The following is a 25,299-nucleotide window of genomic DNA, read 5'->3' on the forward strand; positions in this document are numbered from 1 at the left end:
AAACAGCATCTGAGGTTTTCAGCGGCATTACTTTTTAATTGCGAATCACTCTATTTTCTTTTTTCGTTGGTTGAGCGTGATCATAAATCGCAGTTCTGTGAATTCCGAGAGTTGAAACCGCGAATGAATTAAATAATTAAAATATTTGCACCAGATTTTGTTCAAGTTCGTAACAATTGCTGATTTATTGAGTGTAAGTGGATTTTTCGATGGCAGCGCATGGATCGCTAGGCTACGCTATTTGTGAGTTTCGCATTAATTGGTTAAAATCCGCGCCGCTTAGCAGTATTGCCAAGGAAACGCCGACGTTTTCACATTGTAGGCAGGGGCACTATTTATACAGGTTGGGGTCTATCGCAGCCTCTGGATATAAAAACGACTCTTTAATTGAAAACAAGGTTGATAAATGAATATTGAACAATTGCAGAAACAACTCGAAGCAGAACATAAAGCCCTGGATCAAAAATTCAAATTTATTTCTGATCTTCAAGCGTTGATGAAGAAACATGGCCAGAGCAGTGATGACCTGCTGGCTATTTTGACAGAAGGTGCTGCTGCGCCTGCTAAAAAAGGCCGTCCGAAAAAGGCAAAAAAAGTGGCTGTTAAGGCAGTCGCAAAAGCGAAAACCCGTAAAAAGCCCAGCCCGCGTCCTGTGCGCAAGTTTAAAAACCCGAAAACTGGTGAGGTTGCCGAGTCCAAGGCGCCCCAGGTTGATAAAACTATCAAGGCTTGGGCGAAAGAGCTGAAAGTCGATTGGCAAACCCTGGAGGTTTAAGGGGCGCAACGGGCAACCGGGTTCGCGGGAGGGATTCTTCGCGGGTCTGAGCACCGTTGAATTAGAAGGCGACTGCCAATGCAGTCGCCTTTTGTGTTTTCGGGGTTTTGGTGTTGGGTTCATTGATCAACAGTATTTGTTGAGTCTGGCGGAGCGGTTAGGCGAATTGCCATAAAAGTGGACCCTTCCCTAGCGGTCAGGGAGCGACCGTGTGGGAATGACGCAGTATTGGCTTTCTAATCAAGGTTGTCGCAGAACCCCACCTCCGACGCTTTCTGAGCCCCTTCCCCATCGTTCTCTGACGCGCAGCGGAAGAGTCCACGAACAACGGCAGTGGCTGTATAGCATGTGCCAATGCGGTGGACCCTTCCCCTCCGCGCTGCTTCGGGTCAGGGAGCGATGGGGAGGGGGTTGCTGGCGTGTAGCCTTCCCTCACGGTCAGGGAGCGATGGTTGATATTTCCGGGTCTCTGAATCCCATCCTCGATGTTCTCTGAGCGGAGCGAAGAGTCCATGAGCGATGGCAGGGTGTTGTTAGTCTCGTGCCATTGCTAGTGGACCCTTCCCTTGCGGTCAGGGAGCGATATGGTGGGGACACGTTGTGGGGTGCTCCGCCCCGACTGCCTTCCTCGACGTTCTCTGAGCGGAGCGAAGAGTCCATGAACGATGGCAGGGTGTTGTTAGTCTCGTGCCATTGGACCCTTCCCCTCCGCGTTGCTTCGGGTCAGGGCGCGACGGAGGCGGTGAGGTGGTGGTGCCCGACGGCTGCAATGTTTTATTTCACACTTGCCGACAGGGCCTGGAGCATTTTTGGCCGGTTATGGCTCAACCGAATCTGCGGGCTTCTTAACTTCAAAAAGGCTGTAGCGAACCTGGCCGGTATGTTTTGCTTTCAGCGGTTGCCAGTGATGAGGGATCGGTGGTGCTGCCTCGTCCGATGCCTCCTCCAGGTAAACAAGGCTGCCGTCTTTCAGGTGGGGCTCCAGCGCGGGTATTACCTGCTGCAACAAACCTTTGTGAAACGGCGGGTCGAGAAAAACCAGGTCATAAACTCGTTGATGCTGGCTTAGAAAGGTCGCTGCAGCGGTATGGTGTACGGCAGCGTCGTCGCAGGCTAGGGTTTTCAGGTGTTCTGCTATTCGCGTGGCGGCGGGGCGGTGGCTCTCTACCAGGTCGCAGTAGGCGGCGCCGCGCGACAGGGCTTCAAGCCCCAGTGCGCCGGTGCCGGCGAACAGGTCGAGGCACTGGGCACCGGGCACTTCGGCCGCTAACCAGTTAAACAGGGTTTCTCGGATTCGGTCCCCCGTGGGTCGCAGCCCTTCGGCGTCGATAATACTGAGTTTGCGCCCCCGCCACTGGCCGCCAATGATGCGCAGCTGGCCTTGCCGGGGCTTGTTCGAGGGCTTGGAGCCGGGTCGGGCTGCCATGGTGATTCCAGTGCCTGTCGTAATGAGAAGTGGTAGCATACGGCTTTTGTTTTTGCTGTAAACCTTGGTCTTGCTATTGCTCTGTCTGTGCTCCCCGGCGGGCGGCAATGTCGAGGTTCCGGCAGGAAGGTTGTCTGGCAATATTGCGTTGCCCCTTGCCCAGGATTTTTTTCACTGCATGACTGATCAGGATTCCCAGAACATAGGCCCCGAGAAGAAAAAGGGCTTGTTTGCCCGACTGAAAGAGAGTTTTGTCGGTTCGCCCGAGGAGCTTGCCGCCGCAGAAGGCTTTATCGATGACGAAGAGATCGCGCCCTGGCAGCACCTGGAGCTATCGCCGGAAGAGCAGGCCTCGTTATTGGTCCGCTTTCGTGAGGGGCTCAGCAAAACCGGCGCCCAGCTCGGCGAGGGCATGGCCAACCTGTTTCTCGGCCGCAAAGAAATTGACGACGAGCTGCTTGAGGAAATCGAGACGCACTTGCTGATGGCCGATGTGGGGGTGGACGCCACCCAGGAAATCATCGGCAATCTCACCCGTCAGGTGTCCCGCAACGAGTTGAACGACCCCGAGGCCCTATATATCGCCCTGCAGAAAGAGCTCAGCACCCTGCTTCAACCTGCCGAGCAGGAGCTGGTCATTCCGCAAAGCGATAAGCCCTATGTCATCTTGATGGTCGGCGTTAACGGGGTGGGCAAAACCACCACCATTGGCAAACTGGCTAAGCAATTTCAGGCGGGCGGCCGCTCGGTAATGCTCGCTGCAGGGGATACTTTTCGGGCTGCCGCCGTGGAGCAGTTGCAAGTGTGGGGTCAGCGTAATGATGTGCCGGTGATCGCGCAGCACACCGGTGCCGACAGTGCCAGCGTGCTCTTTGACGCACTGCAGGCTGCAACGTCTCGGGGCGTGGACATTCTGATCGCCGATACCGCCGGGCGCCTGCATAATAAAGACAATCTGATGGAAGAACTGAAGAAAGTGGTGCGGGTGTTGAAGAAGATCGACCCCGAGGCGCCCCATGAGGTGATGCTGGTGCTCGATGCCGGCACCGGCCAGAACGCCCTTTCCCAGGCCAAGCATTTTCAGGAGGCCGTTGGGGTCACCGGTCTTACACTCACCAAACTCGATGGCACCGCCAAGGGCGGCATCGTCTTTGCCATTAGCAAACAGTTGGGCCTGCCCATTCGCTTTATCGGGGTCGGTGAGGGCATTCTCGATTTACGCCCCTTCCGCGCCGAGGAATTTGTTGGCGCGCTGTTCGGTTGGCGGCGCACTGCGGCGCCGCAGACTTCGGAGAGAAATGCCTGAAGCTTGGCATCGCGATATTCGGCCAGGTTTGGCGGTAATCTGGGCCCCGGCTCGGGGGCCGGGGCGACGGACTTTGGGCTGAGCGACGGCCTCTGGGGCGGGCTAACGAGTGTGGTTTTGAGTCCTGGCGGCAGTGTACGCCCCTCCCGCCATTCCGGGCGCGTTGTTTGCGATCCGGAATCCAGCGCCTGCCCCGGACTTGATAGCGGGCGACGGGGGTTGGGTTGTACGTTGGATCGGCGGCATTCGCACCGACCGTCATTCCGGACGCGCTGTTTGCGATCCGGAATCCAGGTTCTCGGTGAGGTGTAACTATTTGCGGTTAACCAAGGATCGGTTATGCGCCAGCCGGCAGTATACATTTTGGCCAACAAACGAAATGGCACGTTGTATGTTGGTGTGACGAGCAACTTGGCCGCCAGGGTGTGGCAGCACAAACACAATTTAGTTGAAGGTTTCAGTCGGCGTTACAAAACGCATTTGCTGGTTTACTACGAGCTGCACGATACGGTGTATGAGGCGATTACACGGGAAAAGCGGCTGAAAAAGTGGCGCAGGGCGTGGAAGATCGAGCTCATTGAAAGCATGAACCCGGCGTGGCGTGATTTGTATGACAGCCTGCATTAGTGGCCCTGGCTGGTGTCGCGGCAGGGGATTTCTGGGCCCCGGCTCGGGGGCCGGGGCGACGGCCTCTGGGGCGGGCTAACGAGTGTGGTTTTGAGTCCTGGCGGCAGTGTACGCCCCTCCCGCCATTCCGGACGCGTTGTTTGCGGTCCGGAATCCAGCGCCTGCCCCGGACTTGATAGCGGGCGACGGGGTGGGGGTTGTACGCTGGATCGGCGGCGTTCGCCCCTCCCGTCATTCCAGACGCGCAGTTTGCGATCCGGAATCCATTGTGGCCCGCATCAGAGGTGATCGAAGGGTGCCTTTAGCTTGGTAACAGCCGAATTTTTATCAAAGAACTAGCGAGTCGCCATGATTCAATTTGATCAGGTCAGCAAGCGTTACCCCGGAGGCTTTGAAGCGCTCAAGCAGTTGAGCTTTCATATGCCGCGTGGCGATATGCGCTTTCTCACTGGCCACAGCGGCGCGGGCAAAAGCTCATTGCTGAAATTGATCATGATGATGGAGCGCCCCAGTGCCGGGCAGGTGATTGTGGGGGGGCTCAACCTCACCCGCCTGCCTGCCAGAAGAATTCCAGAGCTGCGTCGCAAGGTGGGGGTGGTGTTTCAGAATCACCAGCTTTTGTTCGACCGCAGCGTGTTCGACAATGTCGCGCTGCCGCTGATTATTGCCGGATATGCCCACCGGGATGTGGGGCGCCGGGTGCGGGCGGCGCTGGATAAGGTGGGGCTGCTCGACAAGGAGCGGCAGAACCCGATCAGTTTGTCCGGGGGCGAGCAGCAGCGGGTGGGCATTGCCAGAGCCGTGGTGAACAAGCCGGATCTGCTGCTGGCCGATGAGCCCACCGGTAACCTCGATCCGCAGCTGTCCGCCGAAATTATGCGTTTGTTTGAGCAGTTCAATCAGGTGGGGGTCACGGTGTTGATCGCCACCCACGATTTGGGCTTGATTGCCCGCATGCCCTACCGCTTGCTCACCCTGCGGCAGGGGCAATTGGTTACCGCCGGGGTAGCGCGCGATGACTAAGCGTCGTCTCAAAGCCCTGACCGACCCCGCGCCCGCTCGCAAGGAAGCCGCGCCCGGGGCCCGCCTGCGCAAACAAAGTTTTCGGGACCGCCTGGCCAGCTATCGCAGCCACCACCGGCAAGTCGGCATGGACAGCTTCAAGCGAATGCTGCGCCGACCGGCCACTACCTTGATGACCTGGCTGGTGATCGCCATTGCCCTGGCCTTGCCCACGGGTTTGCATGTTGGCCTGAATAACGTCAATGCCCTGAGTGGTGGCTGGGAAGGGGCGGCGCGGTTGTCGCTGTTCCTGAAAAAGGGGCTTGCCGATGGCGATGCCCAGGCGCTGGCAGGCCAGCTCAGTAGTGTCGAAGGGGTGGCCAAGGTCGACTACATCTCACCAGAGGTCGCGCTGGACGAGTTCCGCCAGGCCTCCGGCTTTGGCAAGGTGCTGGATGAGCTGGACGGCAATCCGCTGCCGGGTTTGTTGGTGGTCACTCCGCTGCATAGCCACAGCTCGGCTGAGGCGGTTGTGGCGCTGGAGGCCCAGTTCAAGTCGCTGCCGGCGGTGGATTTGATCAAACTGGATATGGAGTGGATTCAGCGGCTCAATAGCATCACCGAACTGCTGGCGCGAATGACCCTGGCTCTGGCGGCAATGTTGGGGTTGGGGGTGCTTTTAATTGTTGGCAATACCATCAAACTGGCCATTGAGGGCCGCCGGGATGAGATTCTGGTGGTCAAGCTGGTGGGTGGCACCAACGCCTTTGTGCGGCGACCCTTCCTTTATACCGGCCTCTGGTACGGTTTGGGCGGCGGGGTGGTCGCCTGGCTGCTGGTGCAGGCGGGGCTGATCTGGCTGTCCGGCCCGGTCAGCCGTTTGAGCGCCCTGTATGGCAGCGAATTTTCGTTGCTGGGGTTGGGCTTTGTCGACAGCCTGCTGCTGTGGCTCTTTGGGGCCCTGCTGGGGCTGGGGGGCGCTTGGTTGGTGGTGGGGCGCGAGCTGCGGGCCATTGAGCCCCGCTAATTGCTCGACGCCGCGCCAGTTGTTGCGACTGAGTATTTGCGTTATCTTCTAGGCCAGAGAAAATGAGGCTTTCGGCCTGAAATGAGCACTGGGTTTGGGCCGGCGAGGCTTGAACTTTTGTAGAATTCAGACTCTAATAATTGCCCGCCCATGATGGGTTTTCGTTCGATTTTAGGAGGATGTGCAATGAGCAGCACCCAACTGCAGCCGATGCAGCAGCTTGTGCCTGGTGGTGACCTCTCTGCATATATTCAAACAGTTTGCAGCATTCCGGTTCTGACCGCAGAACGCGAGAAGGAGCTGGCCGAGGAGCTATTCTACCAGGGCAACCTGGAGGCGGCCCGCCAACTGGTCATGTCCCACCTGCGTTTTGTGGTGCACATTGCCAAGAGTTATACCGGCTATGGCCTGCCCCAGGCTGACCTGATCCAGGAAGGCAATGTTGGTCTGATGAAGGCGGTTAAACGCTTTGACCCCGAAAAGGGTGTGCGGCTGGTGTCCTTCGCCGTGCACTGGATCAAGGCAGAAATTCACGAGTACGTGCTGCGTAACTGGCGCATCGTCAAAGTCGCCACCACCAAAGCCCAACGTAAACTGTTCTTCAATCTGCGCAGCGCCAAAAAAGAGCTGGCTTGGCTGAACAACGACGAAGTACACGCTGTGGCTGAGGACCTTGGGGTTGATGTGGCAGAAGTGCGCCGCATGGAAGGCCGCCTGAGCTCGGTGGACATCGGTTTTGACGCCGATGCCGACGACGAGACCGGCCCCGTGGCACCCGTGCACTACCTTGAGGACAACAGCAGCGATCCCGCGCTGGTGCTCGAAGCCGATGACTGGGAAGAGAGCAGCCATCAGCAATTGAGCTATGCGCTGAGTGAATTGGATGAGCGCAGCCGCGATATTCTGCAGGCCCGCTGGCTGGGTGAGAACAAAGCCACTCTGCATGAGTTGGCCGACCGCTATGGTGTCTCTGCCGAGCGCATTCGCCAGCTGGAGCAAGCGGCCATGAAAAAACTCCGGGCCGCGATGGAAGCCTAAGGCTGCACCGGCAATGACAGAACCCCGCTTCGGCGGGGTTCTTCGTTTCTGGCGACTGTTTTTCTACTCTCCCGCGGCTGTGGCCCGCGGGAATCTCGGTACGACCGCTGTGCAGGCCTCGCGGAGCATCGGTGCCCGCGTCGGAATCATGCTTATCACCTGCATGTAAAAAGACGAAGCGCGAAAGCCTCTCTGTCGCTGGGAAGCGAAGTTAGGGGCAGTATTTGTCCTCCGGGAGCGGATCTCCCTTTTGGTCGGCCGCCGGAATTTGTCTACAATAGCGCCTCTTTTCACAGTGTGGGATCGATATGGCCTCAGTGAGTCTGTTTGTTACCGCGATTTTCGGTTTTCTGGCCGTGGCTCTGGGCGCGTTTGGCGCCCATGGATTAAAGGACCGGCTGAGCGCCGATATGCTGGCGGTCTACCACACCGCGGTGCAGTACCATTTTGTGCATACCCTGGCATTGCTGGGTGTCAGCATCTTGCTGCACCAGGGGGCTCAACACGGCGCACTCAAAGCCAGTGTCTGGTTGTTTGCCGTCGGTATTCTGATTTTCAGTGGCAGTTTGTATGCCCTGGCCATCACCAATATCCGCATTCTCGGGGCCATTACACCCATTGGCGGCGTGCTGTTTCTGCTGGGCTGGTTGAGTTTGGCGGTGGCGGCCTGGAAGGGGCTGTCATGAGCGAGTTAACCGGCGAAAAGACGCTGCGCCGCATCCGCAGTTTTGTACTCCGTACCGGCCGCATGACCGAGGGGCAAAAGCGGGCCTACGACTTTCACTGGCCGAGCAAAGGCCTGGAGGTCGCTTCAGGCAGCCTGGACCTGACTGAGGTATTTGGTCGCGAGGCACCCACGGTGCTGGAGATCGGCTTTGGCATGGGCGATTCCCTGGCCGCGATGGCAGAAGCAGCACCTGACCACAACTTTATCGGGGTGGAAGTTCACCGCCCCGGTGTGGGCCGGTTGATGCACCTCATCGATGAAGCCGGCTTGACCAACCTGAGGGCTTACTGCCACGACGCGGTTGAAGTGCTCGAGACCTGTATTCCCGATGAACGCCTGAGCCGAGTGCAGGTGTACTTCCCCGACCCCTGGCATAAAAAAAAGCACCACAAACGGCGGCTGATTCAGGCGGACTTCGTCCAATTGTTGCGCCGAAAATTAAAACTCGGCGGCGTGATTCATTTAGCCACCGACTGGGAAAACTACGCCGAGCATATGATGGAGGTGATGACCGCCGCCGATGGCTTCAGCAATCAGGCCGGAGAGTTGCAGTTTTCGCCCAGACCGGAGTATCGGCCTGTCACCAAATTTGAAAAGCGTGGTGAGCGCCTTGGTCACGGTGTGTGGGACTTGCTGTTTGAGCGGGTGAGCTAGGCGGGAAGTATTCTCCTTAATGGTTCCTTACTACGTTCTCTGAGCGCAGCGAAGAGCCCACGAACGGAAGCAGGGCAGCGAGGCCTGTGCCGATACCGATGGACCCTTCCCTCACGGTCAGGGAACGACGATTGTCATTGCTCTTCGAGTTACCTCTTACTGCGTTCTCTGGGCATAGCGAAGAGCCCTCGAACGAAGGCAGGGCGGCGAGGCCTGTGCCAATGCCGATGGACCCTTCCCTTGCGGTCAGGGAACGATTGTCATTGCCCTTCGATCACCTCTTACTGCGTTCTCTGAGTGTAGCGAAGAGCCCATGAACGAAGGCACGGTGTTGGGATTATTCTGCCATTGCCCGTGGCCCCTTCCCTGGCGGTCAGGGCGCGATGTGGTGGGGGTTGGCGCGGAGCGGGGTGCGGAGTGAGGTGCTCTGCCCCGACCGCCTTCCTCGACGTTCTCTGAGCGCAGCGAAGAGCCCACGAACGAAGGCAGGGCAGCGAGTCCTGTGCCAATGTCGGTTGCCCCTCCCTTCGTGGCCGGGGAGCGTGAGTGGCGGTTGCTGACCAGCGCCTAGCGTGCCGACTCCGGCAATACCACCCATTCCGGCTCTTCGAACTCTCCCAGCGGCCGGATCTCGCAGCAATGCGCGGCGCTTTGAATGATAGCTTTGACCGTCTCATTCGGTTGAGACTCCATGAAATCACGCTGGGTTTTACTGTCCCACTCTGCAATCGCTATCAACACGCTGGGGTCACCAATTTTGCGATGCAGGCGGGTACCTCGAGCGCCCGGGGCCTGCTGGATAATTTCGCTGGCGCGAACCCAGGCATCGGCATATTCCTCGGCGGTGTAGCCCGGCTTAATGTGCACTTCAAACAGGTATTTCATGTGTGTCTCCCATCGCGGTGGCCATTTAGCATCAACATTTTCTCGCCTATTACGGTATCTAATCCCCCGATGGTTTATCACCCTGATTTGGCGGGTCGTCATCATTTAATCCCATACACGTTTTAGTGCGCGATTGCTGGCCTTGAGTGTGGGTTAACGCAATCGCGCGAGCCGTAAAAAGCATGGCGCCAATGAGGCTCAACTCGGGCCAGAACGGAGGGCGGATCAGACTGGATGCTCCCCAAGGCAAATAGTACTATTCGATAACATACCGTTCGGTTGGGTTATTTTTTATATTTTCAATAATAGTCAGGATATAGACCATGCAAAGAGAGCATCATCTGCTTAGCGTTAACGGGGCGAGGATTCATGCGGTGACCGAGGGGCAGGGCCCCCTGGTGTTATTAATTCACGGTTTTCCTGAGTCCTGGTACTCCTGGCGGCACCAGCTGACCGCCTTGGCCGAGGCCGGATATCGGGCAGTGGCCATTGATCAGCGCGGCTACGGTCGCTCCTCCAAGTTTTATCAGACCGAGGAATACAGCATTCACAAGCTGGTTGATGATGCGGTGGGTGTGGTGAAAGCACTTGGCGAAGAGCAGGCGGTGGTGGTTGGCCATGACTGGGGTGCGCCGGTGGCATGGACGGCGGCCTGGCTTTATCCCGAGACTTTTCGGGCGGTGGTGGGAATGAGTGTTCCCTTCGCGGGGCGTGGCTTGGTTTCCCTACCGGGTGCGCCTTTTGGCGAGATTCGCCCCAATGATATTCATCGCGATATCGCTGGTCCCGAAGCCGATTTTTATCAGGATTACTTCGCCGCCCGGTCTGCGGTGATCACTGAAATTGAAGCAGATGTGCGCAGCTGGCTGCGGGACATAGTGGTCATGCTCTCCGGCGATACGCCCGAGGCGTTCAAGCCGGTACTGGCCGGGCAGACTACGCTCGAAGGCATTCGCAATGGCGGGTTATGTATTCTCCACGGCAGTCGCCTTAAAGATAACCTTGTGCCCACGGAGACCCTGCCCGCGTGGTTCAATGAGCAGGACTTGGATTTTTACACTGCCGAGTTTGAGCGCTCCGGCCTGATCGGGCCGCTGAGTTTTTATAGCAACATCGACAGCAACTGGTTTGCCCTCGCTGAGTACGAGGGTCGCCCCCTGACCCAGCCGTCGCTGTTTATTGGCGGCGAATTTGATGTGGCAACCAACTGGGGGCGGGAAGCAATCGCGCGGGCGGCTGACCATTTGACGGATTTTCGCGGTAGCCACATTTTGGAAGGAAGCGGGCACTGGATTCAGCAAGAGTATCCAGAGCAGACTAACCGCCTGCTGGTAGAGTTTCTTGGTGGATTAAAATGAGGAAGGCGGTTGGGGCGGTGCAGCCCACAACGCGCGCCCACCATATCGTTCCCTGACCGTGAGGGAAGGGTCCATCGGCATCGGCACAGGCCTCGCCGCCCTGCCTTCGCTCATGGGCTCTTCGCTATGCTCAGAGAGCGTCGAGGAAGGCGGTCGGGGCTGAGCACCTCACAATGCGCCAACCTCACCACATCGTTCCCTGACCGTGAGGGAGGGGTCCATGGTAATGGCACAGGTCGCGCTGCCCTGCTTTCGTTCGTGGGCTCTTCGCTGCGCTCAGAGAGCGTCTAGGGAGGGGGCGGCGCGGAGCACCTCTCGCCGTGCCCCCACCATATCGTTCCCTGACCGCTAGGGAAGGGGCCTTGGTAATGGCACGGGTCTCGCTGCCCTGCCTTCGTTCGTGGGCTCTTCGCTATGCTCAGAGAACGTCGAGGAAGGCGGTTGGGGCGGAGCACCTCACAATGCGCCAACCTCACCACATCGCTCCCTGACCGTGAGGGAAGGGTCCATGGTGATGGCACGGGTCTCGCTGCTCTGCCTTCGTTCGTGGGCTCTTCGCTGCGCTCAGAGAACGTCGAGGAATGCGGTCAGGGGCGGGCGCCCCTCAATGCGCCGACTCCCACCATATCGTTCCCTGACCGCTAGGGAAGGGGCCATGGTAATGGCACGGGTCTCGCTGCTCTGCTTTCGTTTGTGGACTCTTCGCTGCGCTCAGAGAGCGTCGAGGAAGGTGGTCGGGGCTGAGCACCTCACAACGCGCCAACCTCACCACATCGCTCCCTGACCGTGAGGGAAGGGTCCATGGTAATGGCACAGGTCGCGCTGCCCTTCCTTCGTTCGTGGGCTCTTCGCTGCGCTCAGAGAGCGTCGAGGAATGCGGTCGGGGCGGAGCACCTCACAACGCGCCAACCCCACCATATCGTTCCCTGACCGTGAGGGAAGGGTCCAGAGATCGCCGTGAGAGGGGCTAGCCTCTGCTGTAGTTATACCTGCAAATACTTCAGCGCAATCACCGCGGCGGCGGTGCGATTCTCTACGTGGAGTTTGCGGAATAACTGTTCCAGGTGCTTGTTGATGGTCCGGGGGCTGGTGCCGAGGATGGTGCCGACTTCCCGGTTGGTTTTTCCCCGGGCAATCCACAGCAACACTTCGGCTTCTCGTTCGGTGAGGGGCAGATTTTCCCGGAGCAGTTCGATTTCGCTGGGCCGCTCAAGGTCAATCAGTTGCAGCAGAAACTCGCCGGGTTCGGTCTGGCTGATGTAGCGCACTTCCAGCGGTTTGTCGCCGGATTTCAGCAGCAGGCCTTTTTCTTTGTTGTAGTGGGGGGCAAAGATTTGCCGGAGCTGGTTGGGCAGGTCGGTTTCCAGCCACTGGCCATCCAGGCCGGAACTCTCCAGCAGATGAAAGGCCTGGGGGGTGGTCCATAGCAAGCTGCCATCGGCGGAGGCGGAGATCAGAAACTGACCGGCGGAATCCAGTGCGAGACGGGCGCTGAGGGTTAGGCGGGCATTACTGAGGTGGACCTTCATTCTGGCGACCAGCTCTTCGCCGCGTACCGGCTTGGTGATGTAGTCCACGCCGCCGGCTTCAAAGCCTTTGACGATACTTTCGGTGTCGCTCAGCCCGGTCATAAAGATCACGGGAATATGGCTGAGGTCCCGGTTGGCCTTTAATTGCCGACAGGTTTCAAAGCCGTCCATGCCGGGCATCAACGCGTCCATCAGGATAATGTCCGGGGTGATATTGGCGGCTATGGTCAGGGCCTGATTGCCTTCCAGGGCAACCAGCACGGTGACGCCGGCTTCGTCCAGGGTGTCGTTAAGCATGCCCAGGGTTTCTGGCGAGTCGTCGACCACCAGCACCACGTCGCGCTTGCGCTTGACGACGGTCACGCTACCTCTTCCTCCAGGAGTTTGATGAGGGCGCCGTACTGGAAGCTGTTGACGAGCTCCCGCAGTTGTTGCAGTGACGGCGGCGCCGCTGCGGATTCGCGTTCCAATTTGTCCAGACAATTTTTAATCCCCTTTGCATAACCTATTTTTGCCAGGCGAAGCAGTTCTGCGCGGTGCTCGCTGGTCAGCGTGGTGTGGTGCTCATTGTTATGCTTATCGTGGTGTTCTATGGCCCCGGCGGGGGGCACATCAATGGGTTTGTATATCCAGGAAATACCGCCGCGCCGGGCAAGCACATCCATCAGCTCGGCTACCCGAACGGGCTTCACCAGGTAGGCGCTGTGGGGCGGCGGCGAAATATCATCGGGCGGGGTGGCAATCGCATTGGCCGAAATCATGGCAATACAGGCACCGGGCAGCTGTTCCCGCAGTTTTTGGGCAAGGTGCCAGCCGTCCATGCCGGGCATCGAGACATCCAGCAAAAAGACGGAGGGCATGTTGTCGAAGTAGCGCAGCATATCCAGGCAGGTTTCACCGTCGGGGGCCTGGATAACCTCGAAGTCGAGTGGCGTGAGAATGTCGCTGAGCAGGCCGCGGTGGCTGGGTTCGTCATCGACCACAAACACCGTTTGCCGAGGGCCCTCGTAACCCCAGATTTTGCGCTCGGCGGGGGTCGCGCTGGTGAGTTTATTACTGCTCGGTAGCATTAATATGGTTTTGGCATGGGTGCCCTCGCCGGGGGCGCTTTCCAGGCTCAGATCACCACCCATAATATCGGTGAGCAGTCGGGTAATAGTGAGGCCCAACCCGGTGCCTGCGACATGGCGGGCGCCGGTTTTGCGAATCCGCTCAAAGGGCCGGAAGATGCGGGCCATATCTTCCTTGGCAATGCCCTCGCCGGTATCGACGATGGAAAATTCTGCCACCTGATTGCGATAGCTCACGGTGAATTCCACGCTGCCCTCGTGGGTGTATTTAATGGCATTGGACAGCAGATTGATCAGAATCTGGCGCAGGCGCTTTTCGTCAGTGCGCACGGTTTCCGGCAGGGGCGTTTTGCGGTCAAAGTGGAACTCAATGCCCTTGGCCTGTGCCTGCACCTGGAACATGCTCACGATCTGGTCGAGCAGGGTGCCGAGATTCACTTCCCCTTTGGCCAGGTCCAGGCGGCCAGCCTCAATACGGGAGATATCCAGCAAGCCCTCAATCAAATCCGCCAGGTGCTCACTGCTGCGCCGAATTACCCGCAGGGCGTCCTGGCGGTTGGCGGGGATGGCGGGGTCTTTCTCCAGCAGCTGGGCGTAGCCCAATATCGCATTGAGTGGCGAGCGCAGCTCGTGGCTAATGCCGGTGAGGTAGCGGCTTTTGGCTTTATTGGCGGCCTCGGCGGCTTCCTTGGCCTGCTGCAGCTGCAGGTCTGTTTGAATGTGGGCTTCGATTTCAGCCGTAAGCAGTTCGGTCTGGCGCTGGGTTTCTTCCTGCGCCACCCGGCGGCTGTCGTGGACCAGAGCAAACATCCAGGCGAGTACGCCGGACACAATCAGCAGAATAAAAAACACATTGCTCAAGGCGCTCGCAGCGGCAACCCTGTCCATGCCTTCGTCGATGGTGATCTGCACATAGACCACACCCAGCACCCCGGCAATCATAAAGCTGTTGAGCATAAACAGGCCGAGGAAGTGGCCCATGCGGGTATTCAGAATGCGTATCCAGTTCTGGGGCAGCAGAAAGCTCAAGGCGCTGGTGAGCTGCTCAGCCAGCCGGGAATTGTCTTTACACATATCGTGGCAGCGGCTGTCCAGGGAACAGCACAGGGAGCAGATTGGCCCGGCGTAGGCGGGGCAGCGGGTCATGTCTTCCACTTCAAAGTGGTGGTAACAGATGCAGCAGCGCACGTCTTTCTTGTCGCTGAAAATTACCGGCTCCCGGGCCAGATAGTATTTGCCGCCGGTAATCCAGGCCAGTACGGGGGCGCTGATAAAGGTGCTGCCCAGCGCGATAAACGAAGAGAGTGCTTGGGCGGTTGGACCGAATTGGTCCAGGTGGGCCATAAACCCAAGTAGGGAGGCGATGATCATGGAACCCACCCCGACCGGGTTGATGTCGTAGAGGTGGGCGCGCTTAAAGTCCATGGTTTTAGGGCGCAACCCCAACGGCCGGTTGATGACCAGGTCGGCCACCAGGGTGCCCACCCAGGCCAACGCCACAATGGAATACACGCTGAGAATTTCTTCCAGCACCCGGTAAATGCCCAGCTCCATTAACAGCAGGGCGATGGCCACGTTAAACACCAGCCACACCACCCGCCCCGGGTGATTGTGGGTGAGCCGGGAGAAGAAGTTGGACCAGGCAATCGAGCCGGCATAGGCGTTGGTCACGTTGATCTTCAGCTGTGACAGCACCACAAAAACACCCACGAGCAGCAGGGTCAGTTGGGGGCTGCCCTGCAGGTAGCCAAAGGCGGTGAGGTACATCCGGTTGGGGTCGGAGGCCTCGATCAGCGGGATGCCGTGTTGCAGCGCCAATACCGCCAGGAAGGAGCCAATCAGAATTTTGAGAATGCCGCTAAAAATCCAGCCGGGGCCGGCCATGATCAAGGCCGCCCACCAGCGCCGGTCGGGTTTGTCCTGATGGGGCATGAAGCGCAGAAAGTCTACTTGTTCGCCGATCTGGGCGACCAGCGAAAAGATCACTGCCGAAGCAGCGCCGAAAGCCAACAGGTTGAAGCCGGGGCTGCTGTCCTGGGGTGTGTACTGGGTCCAGGTCTCAAACGCTTCTTCTGCCTGGAAGGCGATGCAGATCAGCGGCAACAGCTGCAGCAGAATCCACACGGGCTGGGTCCAGACCTGAAAACGGCTGATCAGGGTGATGCCGTGGGTGACCAGGGGGATGACCACCACGGCGCTGATCAGATATCCGTATTCCAGCGGGATATGGAGGGTGAGCTCCAAGGCCAGGGCCATGATGGCCGCTTCCAGGGCAAAGAAAATAAATGTGAAAGAGGCGTAGATCAGGGAGGTGATGGTGGAGCCGATGTAGCCAAAGCCTGCACCACGAGTGAGCAGGTCGATGTCGACGCCCTGTTTTGCAGCATGGTAGCAAATGGGCAGGCCAGTCAGAAAAATCAGCGCACCGACCACCATGATCGCGGCCACCGCATTGGAAAACCCGTAGCTCAGGGTAATCGCGCCGCCGATGGCCTCCAGCGCCAGAAAGGAAATCGCCCCCAGGGCGGTATGGGATACCCGGGAGGCGGACCAGCGTCGGGCGCGCTTGGCAGTGAAGCGCAGCGCGTAATCTTCCAGGGTCTGGTTGGCCACCCAGCGGTTGTAGCTTCGCCGCACCCGAAACACCCGCTGCTGGGCGGGGGCGGTGTGGCTGGCGCTGGCGGGTTCTGGGCTGGTCATCTACATCGGTCCGGGAGGTTTGGCGCATGTGCCTGAAATCACTACTGCATGAGCGCGGTCGCCGATGGGTAGTGGGCCGACGGCGACCTCCTGTCACCACATGGACCACTACGCTCTGCAAAAGCTGAACCACTCCGCAAGAGTATTTGAATCGTGACAACCGCAGGGGGCTGATCGGCCAAAAAATGGGCCAAATGAGCCGAATGGCGTAGCAAAGTCATATAGATGAAACATAGCGGCGCAGGTAGACGGGGCATATACGTCATCTAACGTAAATGGGGGGAGTATCCGGCGAATGTTCTTCTTGCCGTCACCTAGGGAGACTTGATGCTGTCCTGAACCCGTAAACCCTAGGAGACAACAATATGCGCGATCAATACGATCACAGCCGACTGGGGCGTCGAACGCTCCTGAAGGCGCTGAGCTTGCTGCCCGCCGGAGCGCTGCTGGCCTCTCAGCTGTCCTTCGCGGAAGTGAACACCACCGGCCTGGCCGTTACTGACACCGAAGTTACCGTGGGCATTTTGCACTCCCTCACGGGCACGATGGCCATCAGTGAAACCGGCGCACAGGAAGCCGAAAAACTGGCCATTAAACAGATCAATGATATGGGCGGTGTGCTGGGCCGCAAAATCAAAATCATTCAGGAAGACGGCGCCAGCGACTGGCCGACCTTCGCTGAGAAGAGCCGCAAACTGCTGGTGAACGACAAGGTGGCGGCGGTATTTGGCTGCTGGACCTCGGCTTCTCGTAAAGCGGCGCTGCCGGTGTTCGAGAAAGAAAATGGTCTGCTGTATTACCCGACCTTCTATGAGGGTCTGGAGCAGTCCAAGAACGTGATTTACACCGGCCAGGAAGCGACCCAACAGATTCTTGACGGTCTCAACTGGGTAGCCAAAGAGAAGGGCGCCAAAACCTTCTACCTGATCGGCTCTGACTACATCTGGCCACGTACCTCCATGAAGATTGCCCGCAAGCACATTGAAAAAGTGCTCGGCGGCAAAGTCGTGGGTGAAGAGTACAAGCCCCTGGGCGACACCCAGTTCGGCTCGGTCATCAACAAAATCCGCCTGAAAAAGCCTGACGTGATTTACGCCGCGGTGGTGGGTGGCAGTAACGTGGCCTGGTTCAAGCAGCTTAAAGCCGCCGGTATCACTGCCGACAAGCAAACCCTGCTGACCATCTCGGTAACCGAGGACGAAGTGCTGGGCATTGGGGGTGAAAACCTCGAAGGCTTCTACTCCATCATGAAATATTTCCAGAGCCAGGATAACGAAAACAACAAAGCTTTCGTTAAGGCCTTTAAGGAAATGTGGGGTGACGACAGCGTGATCGGTGACGTGACCCAGGCTGCCTACCTCGGCCCCTGGCTGTGGAAAGCCGCGGTGGAGAAAGCCGGCTCCTTCGATGTGGACAAGGTCGTTGCCGCCTCGGAAGAGGGTGACATTGAGCTGACTACCGCACCGGAAGGCTACGTCAAACTCCACCCCAATCATCACCTGTGGTCCAAGGCCCGGGTCGGCAAGTGGAAGAAAGACGGCCAGGCGGAAGTGGTTTACACCTCTGACCTGATCGAGCCCGACCCCTTCCCCGAAGGCTACCAGTAAAGTGCTGTTTCGCCCCGGCAGTGCCGGGGCATGTATGACTTACCGCAGCCCGAACCGGGCTGCCTTGAAGGTGAATCAACACTCTGCCGGATTTGCATGCGCTGCGTGCCAGCCCGGCAGAATCCGCCCCGACTCCTCCGGTCAGGGCAATGCAATGACTTTATCCCCTTGTTAGCCGAATTACTCAGGGAGACGCAATCATGTTTGGTTACAGTTACGGCGAATTAGGTGCAATTTTTGCCATGCAGGGATTCGCGGGCATTAGTCTGTTTAGCGTCCTCTTGCTGATGGCTCTTGGTTTGGCAATTATTTTTGGTCAGATGGGGGTGATTAACATGGCCCACGGCGAGTTTATGGCCGCCGGTGCCTACACCACTTATCTGCTGTCTACGATTACAGAAAAGCATTTCCCCGGCTTTATGCCCTATTACTTTATCTTCGCCATCATTGCCGCGTTTTTTGTGGCGGCGATACTGGGGTACATCGCGGAATTCGCATTGATTCGATTTCTCTACAAACGCCCACTGGATACCTTGCTGGCCACCTGGGGGCTGAGCTTGATTATGCAGCAGGCCTATCGCTCGATTTTTGGCGCCCGGGAAGTGAGCCCGACGCTACCCGACTGGCTGCTGGGGAGTGTGCAGCCCACTGACATGATCGATATTCCCATTAACGGCATGTTTGTATTGGGGCTGACGCTGTTTATTACCCTCGCCGTGTTCTACCTGATGTTCAAGTCTTCCTGGGGCTTGAAGGTGCGCGCCACCACCCAAAACCGGCTGATGAGCGGTGCGGTGGGTATCAACACCAAAAAGGTGGACCGCTATACCTTTGCGCTGGGTTGCGGCATTGCTGGTGTGGCTGGCGCGGCGTTTACCACCATTGCCTCTACCGGACCTACCACGGGCACCCTCTACATTGTGGATACCTTCATGGTGGTGGTCTTCGGCGGCGCTGCCAGCCTGCTTGGCACCATCGCGTCAGCGTTCTCCATCGCCCAGGCCCAGTCCATTCTGGAGTTCTTTATCAGCGGTTCAATGGCGAAGGTGTTCACCCTGCTGACCCTGGTCATCATCCTGATGTTCCGGCCGGAAGGCTTGTTTGCCAGCAAGGTCCGTCGCTGATGCGGCGGGCAGTTTTCGCGATTACCTTTCCAGGGAGCGTTCTATGAATTTTGTTTACGAAAAATTGCTGGGTGGAAAAAACGGCACCGTGGCCTTTGCGATTCTGGCGGCGGTGATTCTGGTGCTCTTCCCCCTGATGCTGGATGCCTTCCGGCTTAACCTGGTGGCCAAGTACCTTACCTATGCCTTTCCGGCGGTGAGTCTGGTCTTGCTGTGGGGCTACGGCGGTACCCTCAGTCTGGGGCAAGGCATTTTCTTCGGTCTGGGCGGTTACGCCATGGCCATGTTCTTGAAGCTGGAGGCCTCTTCACCGGAGAACACGGCCATTCAATCCACACCGGGTATTCCGGACTTTATGGACTGGAACCAGCTCACCGCGCTGCCCTGGTTTTGGGAACCCTTCCAGAGTTTCACCTTTACGCTGATTGCCATCCTGGTAGTGCCAACCGTCTTCGCCTACCTGATTGGCGCGGCCATGTTCAAGCGCCGGGTGGGCGGGGTGTACTTTGCCATCATCACGCAGGTTATCTCGCTGATTCTAACGGTGTTGATTGTTGGTCAGCAGGGCTATACCGGCGGTATCAACGGTATCACTGACCTGCGTACCCTGAACGGTTGGGACATCACCAGCGATGGCGCCAAGCTGCTGTTTTATTACATCAACTGTGTACTGTTGCTGGGTGTGATCATGCTGGGGCGCTTTATTCTCACCAGCAAGTTTGGTCGTCTGCTGCTGGCCATGCGCGATAAAGAAGACCGGGTGCGCTTCTCTGGCTATGACGTGGCCAATTTCAAAATTTTCATCTTCTGCGTTGCGGCGATGATCTCCGCCATTGGTGGCGCCATGTTCACCCTGATTGTGGGCTTCATGTCGCCGTCCTTCGTCGGCATTGTGCCGTCCATCGAGATGGTGATCTTTGCGGCGGTTGGCGGGCGGATGTCGCTGATCGGCGCAGTGTATGGTTGCCTGCTGATCAACTTTGGCAAAACGGCATTCTCCGAGTCCTTCCCCGAGCTGTGGCTGTTCCTGATGGGCGGGCTGTTTATTGCGGTGGTGATGTTCTTCCCCAATGGCCTGGCAGGGCTGTGGGAGGACTATGGTCATCACCTGAAGAAGCGCCTGAGTTTCATCACCGGTCTGTTCAGTAAAGGCAAGCGGGATGACTCCACTCCTGAGCTTGAAGGTTCCAACTGAGTCTCCGAACTGGACATAAAGGAAAACAGCGATGACAACAAACACTGATTTTACCTTGGCGGTCGAAGACCTGACGGTGTCCTTTGATGGCTTCAAGGCGGTGGACAGCCTGAACTTCTACCTTGATCGCAACGAGCTGCACGTGGTGATCGGCCCCAATGGGGCCGGTAAAACCACGGTGTTGGATTTGATCTGCGGTAAAACCAAGGCGACCTCCGGCAGCATTAAATTTATGAACAAGGAGCTGACCAAACTCTCTGAGCACGAAATTGTGCGGGCGGGAGTGGGGCGCAAGTTTCAGACACCCTCCATCTACGAAAACCTCTCGGTTTATGAAAATTTGGAGGTGTCCTTCCCTCGCGGTCGCGGTGTATTTGGCTCGCTGGTGTTCCAGCGAGACGAGGAGGTCGATGCCAAGGTGCGCTCGGTAGCCAACGATATATTGCTGGGCGATTTTCTCGATACCGAAGCGGCCCTGCTCAGCCACGGCCAAAAGCAGTGGCTGGAGATTGGCATGCTGCTGATTCAGGACCCGGAACTGCTCATGCTCGACGAGCCGGTAGCGGGAATGAGCGTGAAGGAGCGGGAGCAGACAGCCGAGCTGCTTAACAAGATCAGTAGCGGTCGCTCGGTATTGGTGATTGAGCACGATATGGAGTTTGTTGCCCGCATCGCCCATAAGGTCACGGTGCTGCACCAGGGCAAGATTCTGGCCGCCGGGCCCATGACCGAAGTACAGAAAGACCCCAAGGTTGTGGAAGTTTACTTGGGGCATTGAGGATTGGCGGTCGCTGGCGGCCCATTCCGGATGCGGCCCGCCCGTGTTGAAGCGTGACCCAGCCCTGGACTCAACGAGGGATGGGTGGCTGCCTGCAAGGATTGGGAAATGAGGTGCCAAAGGGCGCAGCGTCGTTGAGGTGTGGGGGCATTGAGATTAGGTAGGTGCTCGAAGCCTGTTCTGGATCCCGGCTCGGGGGCCGGGATGACGAGAAGCTTGACCTCGTTTTAGACCCCGAAAGATCCGGGATTCAGTCCGAATCTCGCTAGTGTCGCCCCGGACTTGATCCGGGGCCCAGTGAAGCTGGCCCCAGTGTGCGAGCAATCATAGGAAGGTAGCTATGTTAAATGTGACGGGTTTAAAAGTGAGTTATGGCCAGAGTGAAGTGATTCACGGCCTCGACTTTGAAGTCCCCAAGAATGAAACCCTGGCGATCATGGGGCGCAACGGCATGGGGAAAACCACGCTGTTCAAATCCCTGATCGGCGTGCTGCCCGTTTCTGGGGGAACGATCAGTGTGGATGGCGTGGACGTGACCGCCAAAGAAAGTTACCAGCGGGTAGAGAGTGGCATTGCCTATGTGCCCCAGGGACGGATGATTTTCCCCAACCTGACCGTGCAGGAAAATATCGAAACCGGCATGGAAGTGTCGGGCCTGAAAAAGATACCGGATGATATCTACGCCCTGTTTCCGGTGCTGAAAGATATGCGCAAGCGCAAGGGCGGCAACCTGTCTGGGGGGCAGCAACAACAATTGGCCATCGCCCGGGCGCTGGTTACTAACCCCAAGGTCTTGTTGCTGGATGAGCCTACCGAGGGCATTCAGCCGTCAATCATCAAAGATATTGCCAATGTGCTTAACGAAATCAAAAAGCTCCGGGACATCACCATCATTGTGTCCGAGCAGGTGCTGAGCTTCACCATGGCCATTGCCGACCGGGTGATTGTTATCGATAAGGGCAACTTCATTCACGAGGATCTGCGCGACAACGTGGACACCGACAAGATCAAGGCGTACCTGTCGGTGTAAGGCTTGCGCGCATCTATAAAAAACGGAGGTCACAATGCGACACGGTGATATTTCCAGCAGCGCCGATACCGTTGGCGTCGCGGTGGTGAACTACAAAATGCCTCGCCTGCACACCAAGGCAGAGGTATTGGACAATGCCCGCAACATCGCCGAGATGATCAAGGGCATGAAGGTGGGCCTGCCGGGGATGGACCTAGTGGTGTTTCCCGAATACAGCACCATGGGGATCATGTACGACGGCGACGAAATGATGGCCACCGCCGCCACCATTCCCGGGGAAGAAACCGATATTTTCTCGGCCGCTTGTCGGGAGGCCAAAACCTGGGGCATCTTTTCTCTTACCGGTGAGCGTCACGAGGAGCATCCCCACAAGGCACCTTACAACACCCTGGTGCTGATCAATGATCAGGGTGAGATCGTGCAGAAGTATCGCAAGTGTATTCCCTGGTGCCCCATTGAAGGCTGGTATCCCGGTGATCGCACCTATGTCAGCGAAGGGCCAAAGGGCCTGAAAATCAGTCTGATTATTTGCGATGACGGCAACTACCCGGAAATCTGGCGAGACTGCGCCATGAAAGGGGCCGAATTGATTGTGCGCTGTCAGGGCTATATGTATCCGGCCAAAGAGCAGCAGATCATGATGGCCAAATCCATGGCCTGGGCCAACAACAGCTATGTGGCAGTGGCCAATGCCACCGGCTTTGACGGGGTGTACTCCTACTTTGGTCACTCGGCCATTATCGGCTTTGACGGTCGTACACTCGGCGAATGCGGTGAGGAAGATATGGGGGTGCAGTACGCCCAGTTGTCCGTCAGTCAGATTCGCGATGCCCGGGCCAATGATCAGTCCCAGAACCACCTGTTCAAATTGCTGCACCGGGGTTACACCGGCGTTTACAACTCCGGCGATGGCGACAAAGGCATGGCAGACTGCCCCTTTGAGTTTTATCGCAGCTGGGTAATGGATGCCGAGAAAACTCAACAACAGGTTGAAGCGCTCACTCGCAACAGCATTGGTGTGGCTGAGTGTCCGGTTGGGGAGTTGCCCTTTGATGGCAAGGAACAGGAAGCCGGCTGAGCGTGACCGTGTCGGGGGGGGCAGGTGACTATGCCCTACATTAATGACCGCCTGGCTGAGCAGGAGGCCCAGCGTAATATCAGGCAGTATCGGGAATCGCCGGTCCGACAGTCCCGTTTCTATTTCGACCCCAATGCGGTCATGGCGCTGCTGCGTGGCAGAATTCGCGGGCAAGGGCCGGCACTCTCGGCAATCGACGATATGCTGCAGGTGGTCAAGGCGGACATCGGTCCCGGCTTGCGCCCCCTGGCCGTGCTGTTGCTGATGGGCCCAACCGGGGTTGGCAAAACCGAGACAGCGCGGCTGATCGCCGAGGGCATTCATGGCAATGCTGATGCCCTGTGCCGAATCGACATGAATACCCTTGCTCAAGAGCATTACGCTGCCGCGCTGACCGGCGCGCCACCCGGTTACGTGGGCAGTAAAGAAGGCCAGTCCCTGTTTGATGGGGAGAAAATCAAAGGCAGCTTCGCCCGGCCGGGCGTGGTGCTGTTCGACGAACTTGAAAAGGCGGACAACCAGGTGGTCCGCGCGTTGATGAATGTGTTGGACAGCGGTCGACTCGTGTTGGCCAGCGGCGCGAAAGTATTGGATTTCAGCAATAGCATCATCTTGATGAGCAGCAATATCGGCGCTGCCGATATTGCCAAGCGGCGAGGCGTTCGGTACTTGCTGCCCGCCAACGAGACGCGTCTGGCGCGCCGGGCCCTTGAGTCGCGCTTTGACCCGGAATTTATCAATCGCATCGACTACATCGTTGCCTATCAACGCCTGGCGGGCACCGCGCTGATTGAGGTGCTTGATGTGGAATTGGACAAGTTCCACCGTCAGTTGGGGCGTCGCGGGGTGACGCTGGAGATTGACAGTCACTGCCATGACTTATTGCTGGAGCGCGTGGATCGCCGCTATGGTGCCCGAGATATTGCCAGACGCATTCGGCGACTACTGGCACCCCAGGTGGCTCGGGCAATGTTGATGTCACCGGATCGAAACCGTTTTGTGGCTATCTGTCAGGACGGACAAATTTCGGTTGCCGCGCAAGCGTGAGCAGCGCTTGAATGGCTCGGCCCCTGTTTCAAAGTCCCACCATCTCTGAGCGCAGCGAAGAGTCCATGAACGAGGGCAGGCAGGTGCGTGAAGACCTGTGCCACTACCGGTGGACCCTTCCCTGGCGGTCAGGGAGCGAGGGGTGGGGCGGAGTGAGGTATTTTGTCCTGAGTGCATTCCTCGGCGTCCTCTGAGCGTAGCGAAGAGTCCATGGACGAAGGCATGATGCTGGGATTGTTCTGCCATTGTCTGTGGACCCTTCCCGGGCGGTCACGGTGCGATGTGCAGGGGATTGGCGCGGGGTGAGGTGTTTTGCACAATGCATTCCTCATCGTTCTCTGAGCACAGCGAAGAGTCCATGAACGAAGGCACGGTGTTGGAATGACTTTGCCATTGCTCCTGGCCCCATCCTTTCCATGTTGCCGCGGGTTAGGGAACGATGAGATAGCGCAACGGTAAAGTGTCACAGCGGCTGAATGGCTTGGCGTAGAGGATAAAAGGAATCAAACGACGATGCTGAAAATCGTATCAGTTAATCGCGGCTCTCGCAGTGCAGTGACCTTCAATGATGAATCGCACGCTACCGGCATTTTTAAGACTCCGCTGAGCGGCCCGGTGGCGATAAATGAATTCGGCGTGGTGGGTGACGTGATCGTCGATACCAACGTGCATGGCGGTCATGATCAAGCGGTCTACCTCTACCATCAGGAGGACTACGACTGGTGGTCGGCTGAGCTGGGTAGGATTATCGAGTTTGGTGCCTTTGGTGAAAATCTTACGCTGAGTGGCATGAGCGATATTGATTGGAGAATCGGCGATCGGGTTAGCATCAATGATGTTGAGCTGGAGATCACCGCGCCCCGGGTACCCTGTTTCAAACTGGCGGTGAAAATGGGAGACACCGGCTTTGTGAAGATGTTTGCCAAGGCGGTGAGGCCTGGAGCCTATGCCCGCGTGCTGAAGCCCGGGGCTGTTACGGTAGGTGATGCATTTTCAGTAACGAAAACAGTCGCGGATTACGCCACAGTGAAGTCGGTATTTGTGGAGTGGCACGCCAAGGAAAAATCCAAAGCCGCGCTCGAAAAAGCCCTGGCCTCGCCGATTGCCTCAGTGCATCGGGCCAAACTTCAGGAGTGGCTGGATCAGGGCTAGCGCACTCACATATTGGTGTGTGGCCACTTATATCCATAACCGCACTCTCAGAGCCGAAGGGGATGAGTCCTCGAACGAGAGCTTATCCTGCCATTGTCCCATTGTCCCATTGTCCCATTGTCCCATTGTCCCATTGTCCCATTACCAATGGACCCTTCCCTGGT

At 57.7% G+C, this 25,299-nt stretch carries 21 protein-coding genes; 17 read left to right on the plus strand and 4 right to left on the minus strand.

Translation table 11 applies throughout. The features are described 5' to 3' along the window. Nucleotides 1–406: 406 nt before the first annotated feature. Nucleotides 407–775: a hypothetical protein gene (locus NCG89_RS11525; protein WP_251086686.1), complete on the plus strand. Its 369-nt coding sequence runs from the start codon at nucleotides 407–409 to the stop codon at nucleotides 773–775. Between the two features lie 817 nt (nucleotides 776–1,592). Here NCG89_RS11525 and rsmD read toward each other — a convergent pair. Next, complete coding sequence (rsmD, locus tag NCG89_RS11530) at nucleotides 1,593–2,201, minus strand: 16S rRNA (guanine(966)-N(2))-methyltransferase RsmD (protein WP_251086687.1); 609 nt, start codon at nucleotides 2,199–2,201, stop codon at nucleotides 1,593–1,595. A 226-nt stretch (nucleotides 2,202–2,427) separates the two neighbouring features. Between rsmD and ftsY the strand changes: the two genes are divergently transcribed. From ftsY to trmB, 7 genes are all read left to right on the plus strand, one after another. Continuing rightward, a complete protein-coding gene (gene ftsY / locus NCG89_RS11535) occupies nucleotides 2,428–3,507 on the plus strand; it encodes a signal recognition particle-docking protein FtsY (protein ID WP_432757891.1) in 1,080 nt (359 codons plus the stop codon). Nucleotides 3,508–3,846: 339 nt separating this feature from the next. After that, nucleotides 3,847–4,134, plus strand: coding sequence for a GIY-YIG nuclease family protein (locus tag NCG89_RS11540; RefSeq protein ID WP_251086689.1), 288 nt, complete (start codon nucleotides 3,847–3,849; stop codon nucleotides 4,132–4,134). A 348-nt stretch (nucleotides 4,135–4,482) separates the two neighbouring features. After that, nucleotides 4,483–5,157 carry a cell division ATP-binding protein FtsE gene (gene ftsE / locus NCG89_RS11545; protein WP_251086690.1) on the plus strand — a complete coding sequence of 225 codons (675 nt, stop codon included), beginning with the start codon at nucleotides 4,483–4,485 and terminating at the stop codon, nucleotides 5,155–5,157. Continuing rightward, on the plus strand, nucleotides 5,150–6,163 hold the full coding sequence (gene ftsX / locus NCG89_RS11550) for a permease-like cell division protein FtsX (RefSeq protein WP_251086691.1): 1,014 nt from the start codon (nucleotides 5,150–5,152) through the stop codon (nucleotides 6,161–6,163). Before ftsE ends, ftsX begins: the two co-directional genes overlap by 8 nt. 186 nt (nucleotides 6,164–6,349) lie before the next feature. Then, nucleotides 6,350–7,201 (plus strand): RNA polymerase sigma factor RpoH, encoded by an 852-nt coding sequence (gene rpoH, locus NCG89_RS11555; protein ID WP_251086692.1) that lies wholly within the window; start codon nucleotides 6,350–6,352, stop codon nucleotides 7,199–7,201. Between the two features lie 308 nt (nucleotides 7,202–7,509). Then, nucleotides 7,510–7,887, plus strand: coding sequence for a DUF423 domain-containing protein (locus NCG89_RS11560; RefSeq protein ID WP_251086693.1), 378 nt, complete (start codon nucleotides 7,510–7,512; stop codon nucleotides 7,885–7,887). Next, complete coding sequence (gene trmB / locus NCG89_RS11565; RefSeq protein WP_251086694.1) at nucleotides 7,884–8,582, plus strand: tRNA (guanosine(46)-N7)-methyltransferase TrmB; 699 nt, start codon at nucleotides 7,884–7,886, stop codon at nucleotides 8,580–8,582. Before NCG89_RS11560 ends, trmB begins: the two co-directional genes overlap by 4 nt. A 567-nt stretch (nucleotides 8,583–9,149) precedes the next feature. On the opposite strand, the gene NCG89_RS11570 is transcribed toward trmB, so the two are convergent. Next, nucleotides 9,150–9,467 (minus strand): antibiotic biosynthesis monooxygenase family protein, encoded by a 318-nt coding sequence (locus tag NCG89_RS11570; RefSeq protein WP_251086695.1) that lies wholly within the window; start codon nucleotides 9,465–9,467, stop codon nucleotides 9,150–9,152. A 323-nt stretch (nucleotides 9,468–9,790) separates the two neighbouring features. Between NCG89_RS11570 and NCG89_RS11575 the strand changes: the two genes are divergently transcribed. After that, entirely contained in the window at nucleotides 9,791–10,825 is a 1,035-nt protein-coding gene (locus tag NCG89_RS11575) for an alpha/beta fold hydrolase (protein WP_251086696.1), read from the plus strand. 983 nt (nucleotides 10,826–11,808) lie between these two features. Here the strand turns inward: NCG89_RS11575 and NCG89_RS11580 are convergent. Together NCG89_RS11580 and NCG89_RS11585 are read right to left on the minus strand one after the other, a co-directional pair. Continuing rightward, nucleotides 11,809–12,651: a response regulator transcription factor gene (locus NCG89_RS11580; RefSeq protein ID WP_251089380.1), complete on the minus strand. Its 843-nt coding sequence runs from the start codon at nucleotides 12,649–12,651 to the stop codon at nucleotides 11,809–11,811. Nucleotides 12,652–12,713: 62 nt separating this feature from the next. After that, on the minus strand, nucleotides 12,714–16,124 hold the full coding sequence (locus tag NCG89_RS11585) for a hybrid sensor histidine kinase/response regulator (RefSeq protein ID WP_251086697.1): 3,411 nt from the start codon (nucleotides 16,122–16,124) through the stop codon (nucleotides 12,714–12,716). Between the two features lie 365 nt (nucleotides 16,125–16,489). Here NCG89_RS11585 and urtA point away from each other — a divergent pair, with 365 nt between their 5' ends. The 8 genes from urtA (at nucleotide 16,490) to NCG89_RS11625 (ending at nucleotide 25,135) form a co-directional block, all read left to right on the plus strand. Beyond that, the gene (urtA, locus tag NCG89_RS11590; protein WP_251086698.1) at nucleotides 16,490–17,731 is read left to right on the plus strand and encodes an urea ABC transporter substrate-binding protein; all 1,242 of its coding nucleotides are present in this window, start codon (nucleotides 16,490–16,492) and stop codon (nucleotides 17,729–17,731) included. A 200-nt stretch (nucleotides 17,732–17,931) separates the two neighbouring features. Next, the gene (gene urtB / locus NCG89_RS11595; RefSeq protein ID WP_251086699.1) at nucleotides 17,932–18,855 is read left to right on the plus strand and encodes an urea ABC transporter permease subunit UrtB; all 924 of its coding nucleotides are present in this window, start codon (nucleotides 17,932–17,934) and stop codon (nucleotides 18,853–18,855) included. A gap of 43 nt (nucleotides 18,856–18,898) precedes the next feature. Continuing rightward, a complete protein-coding gene (urtC, locus tag NCG89_RS11600) occupies nucleotides 18,899–20,050 on the plus strand; it encodes an urea ABC transporter permease subunit UrtC (protein ID WP_251086700.1) in 1,152 nt (383 codons plus the stop codon). Nucleotides 20,051–20,081: 31 nt separating this feature from the next. Continuing rightward, nucleotides 20,082–20,828, plus strand: a complete 747-nt coding sequence (urtD, locus tag NCG89_RS11605) for an urea ABC transporter ATP-binding protein UrtD (RefSeq protein ID WP_251086701.1) — start codon at nucleotides 20,082–20,084, stop codon at nucleotides 20,826–20,828. A 340-nt stretch (nucleotides 20,829–21,168) separates the two neighbouring features. Then, nucleotides 21,169–21,858, plus strand: a complete 690-nt coding sequence (gene urtE, locus NCG89_RS11610; RefSeq protein ID WP_251086702.1) for an urea ABC transporter ATP-binding subunit UrtE — start codon at nucleotides 21,169–21,171, stop codon at nucleotides 21,856–21,858. Between the two features lie 34 nt (nucleotides 21,859–21,892). Then, nucleotides 21,893–22,936, plus strand: a complete 1,044-nt coding sequence (locus tag NCG89_RS11615) for an aliphatic amidase (RefSeq protein ID WP_251086703.1) — start codon at nucleotides 21,893–21,895, stop codon at nucleotides 22,934–22,936. A 30-nt stretch (nucleotides 22,937–22,966) separates the two neighbouring features. Then, the gene (locus tag NCG89_RS11620) at nucleotides 22,967–23,983 is read left to right on the plus strand and encodes an AAA family ATPase (protein ID WP_251086704.1); all 1,017 of its coding nucleotides are present in this window, start codon (nucleotides 22,967–22,969) and stop codon (nucleotides 23,981–23,983) included. 513 nt (nucleotides 23,984–24,496) lie between these two features. Then, complete coding sequence (locus tag NCG89_RS11625; protein ID WP_251086705.1) at nucleotides 24,497–25,135, plus strand: MOSC domain-containing protein; 639 nt, start codon at nucleotides 24,497–24,499, stop codon at nucleotides 25,133–25,135. Nucleotides 25,136–25,299: the final 164 nt, after the last annotated feature.

Source organism: Spongiibacter taiwanensis (genome assembly GCF_023702635.1).
GTDB classification, from domain to species: domain Bacteria; phylum Pseudomonadota; class Gammaproteobacteria; order Pseudomonadales; family Spongiibacteraceae; genus Spongiibacter; species Spongiibacter taiwanensis.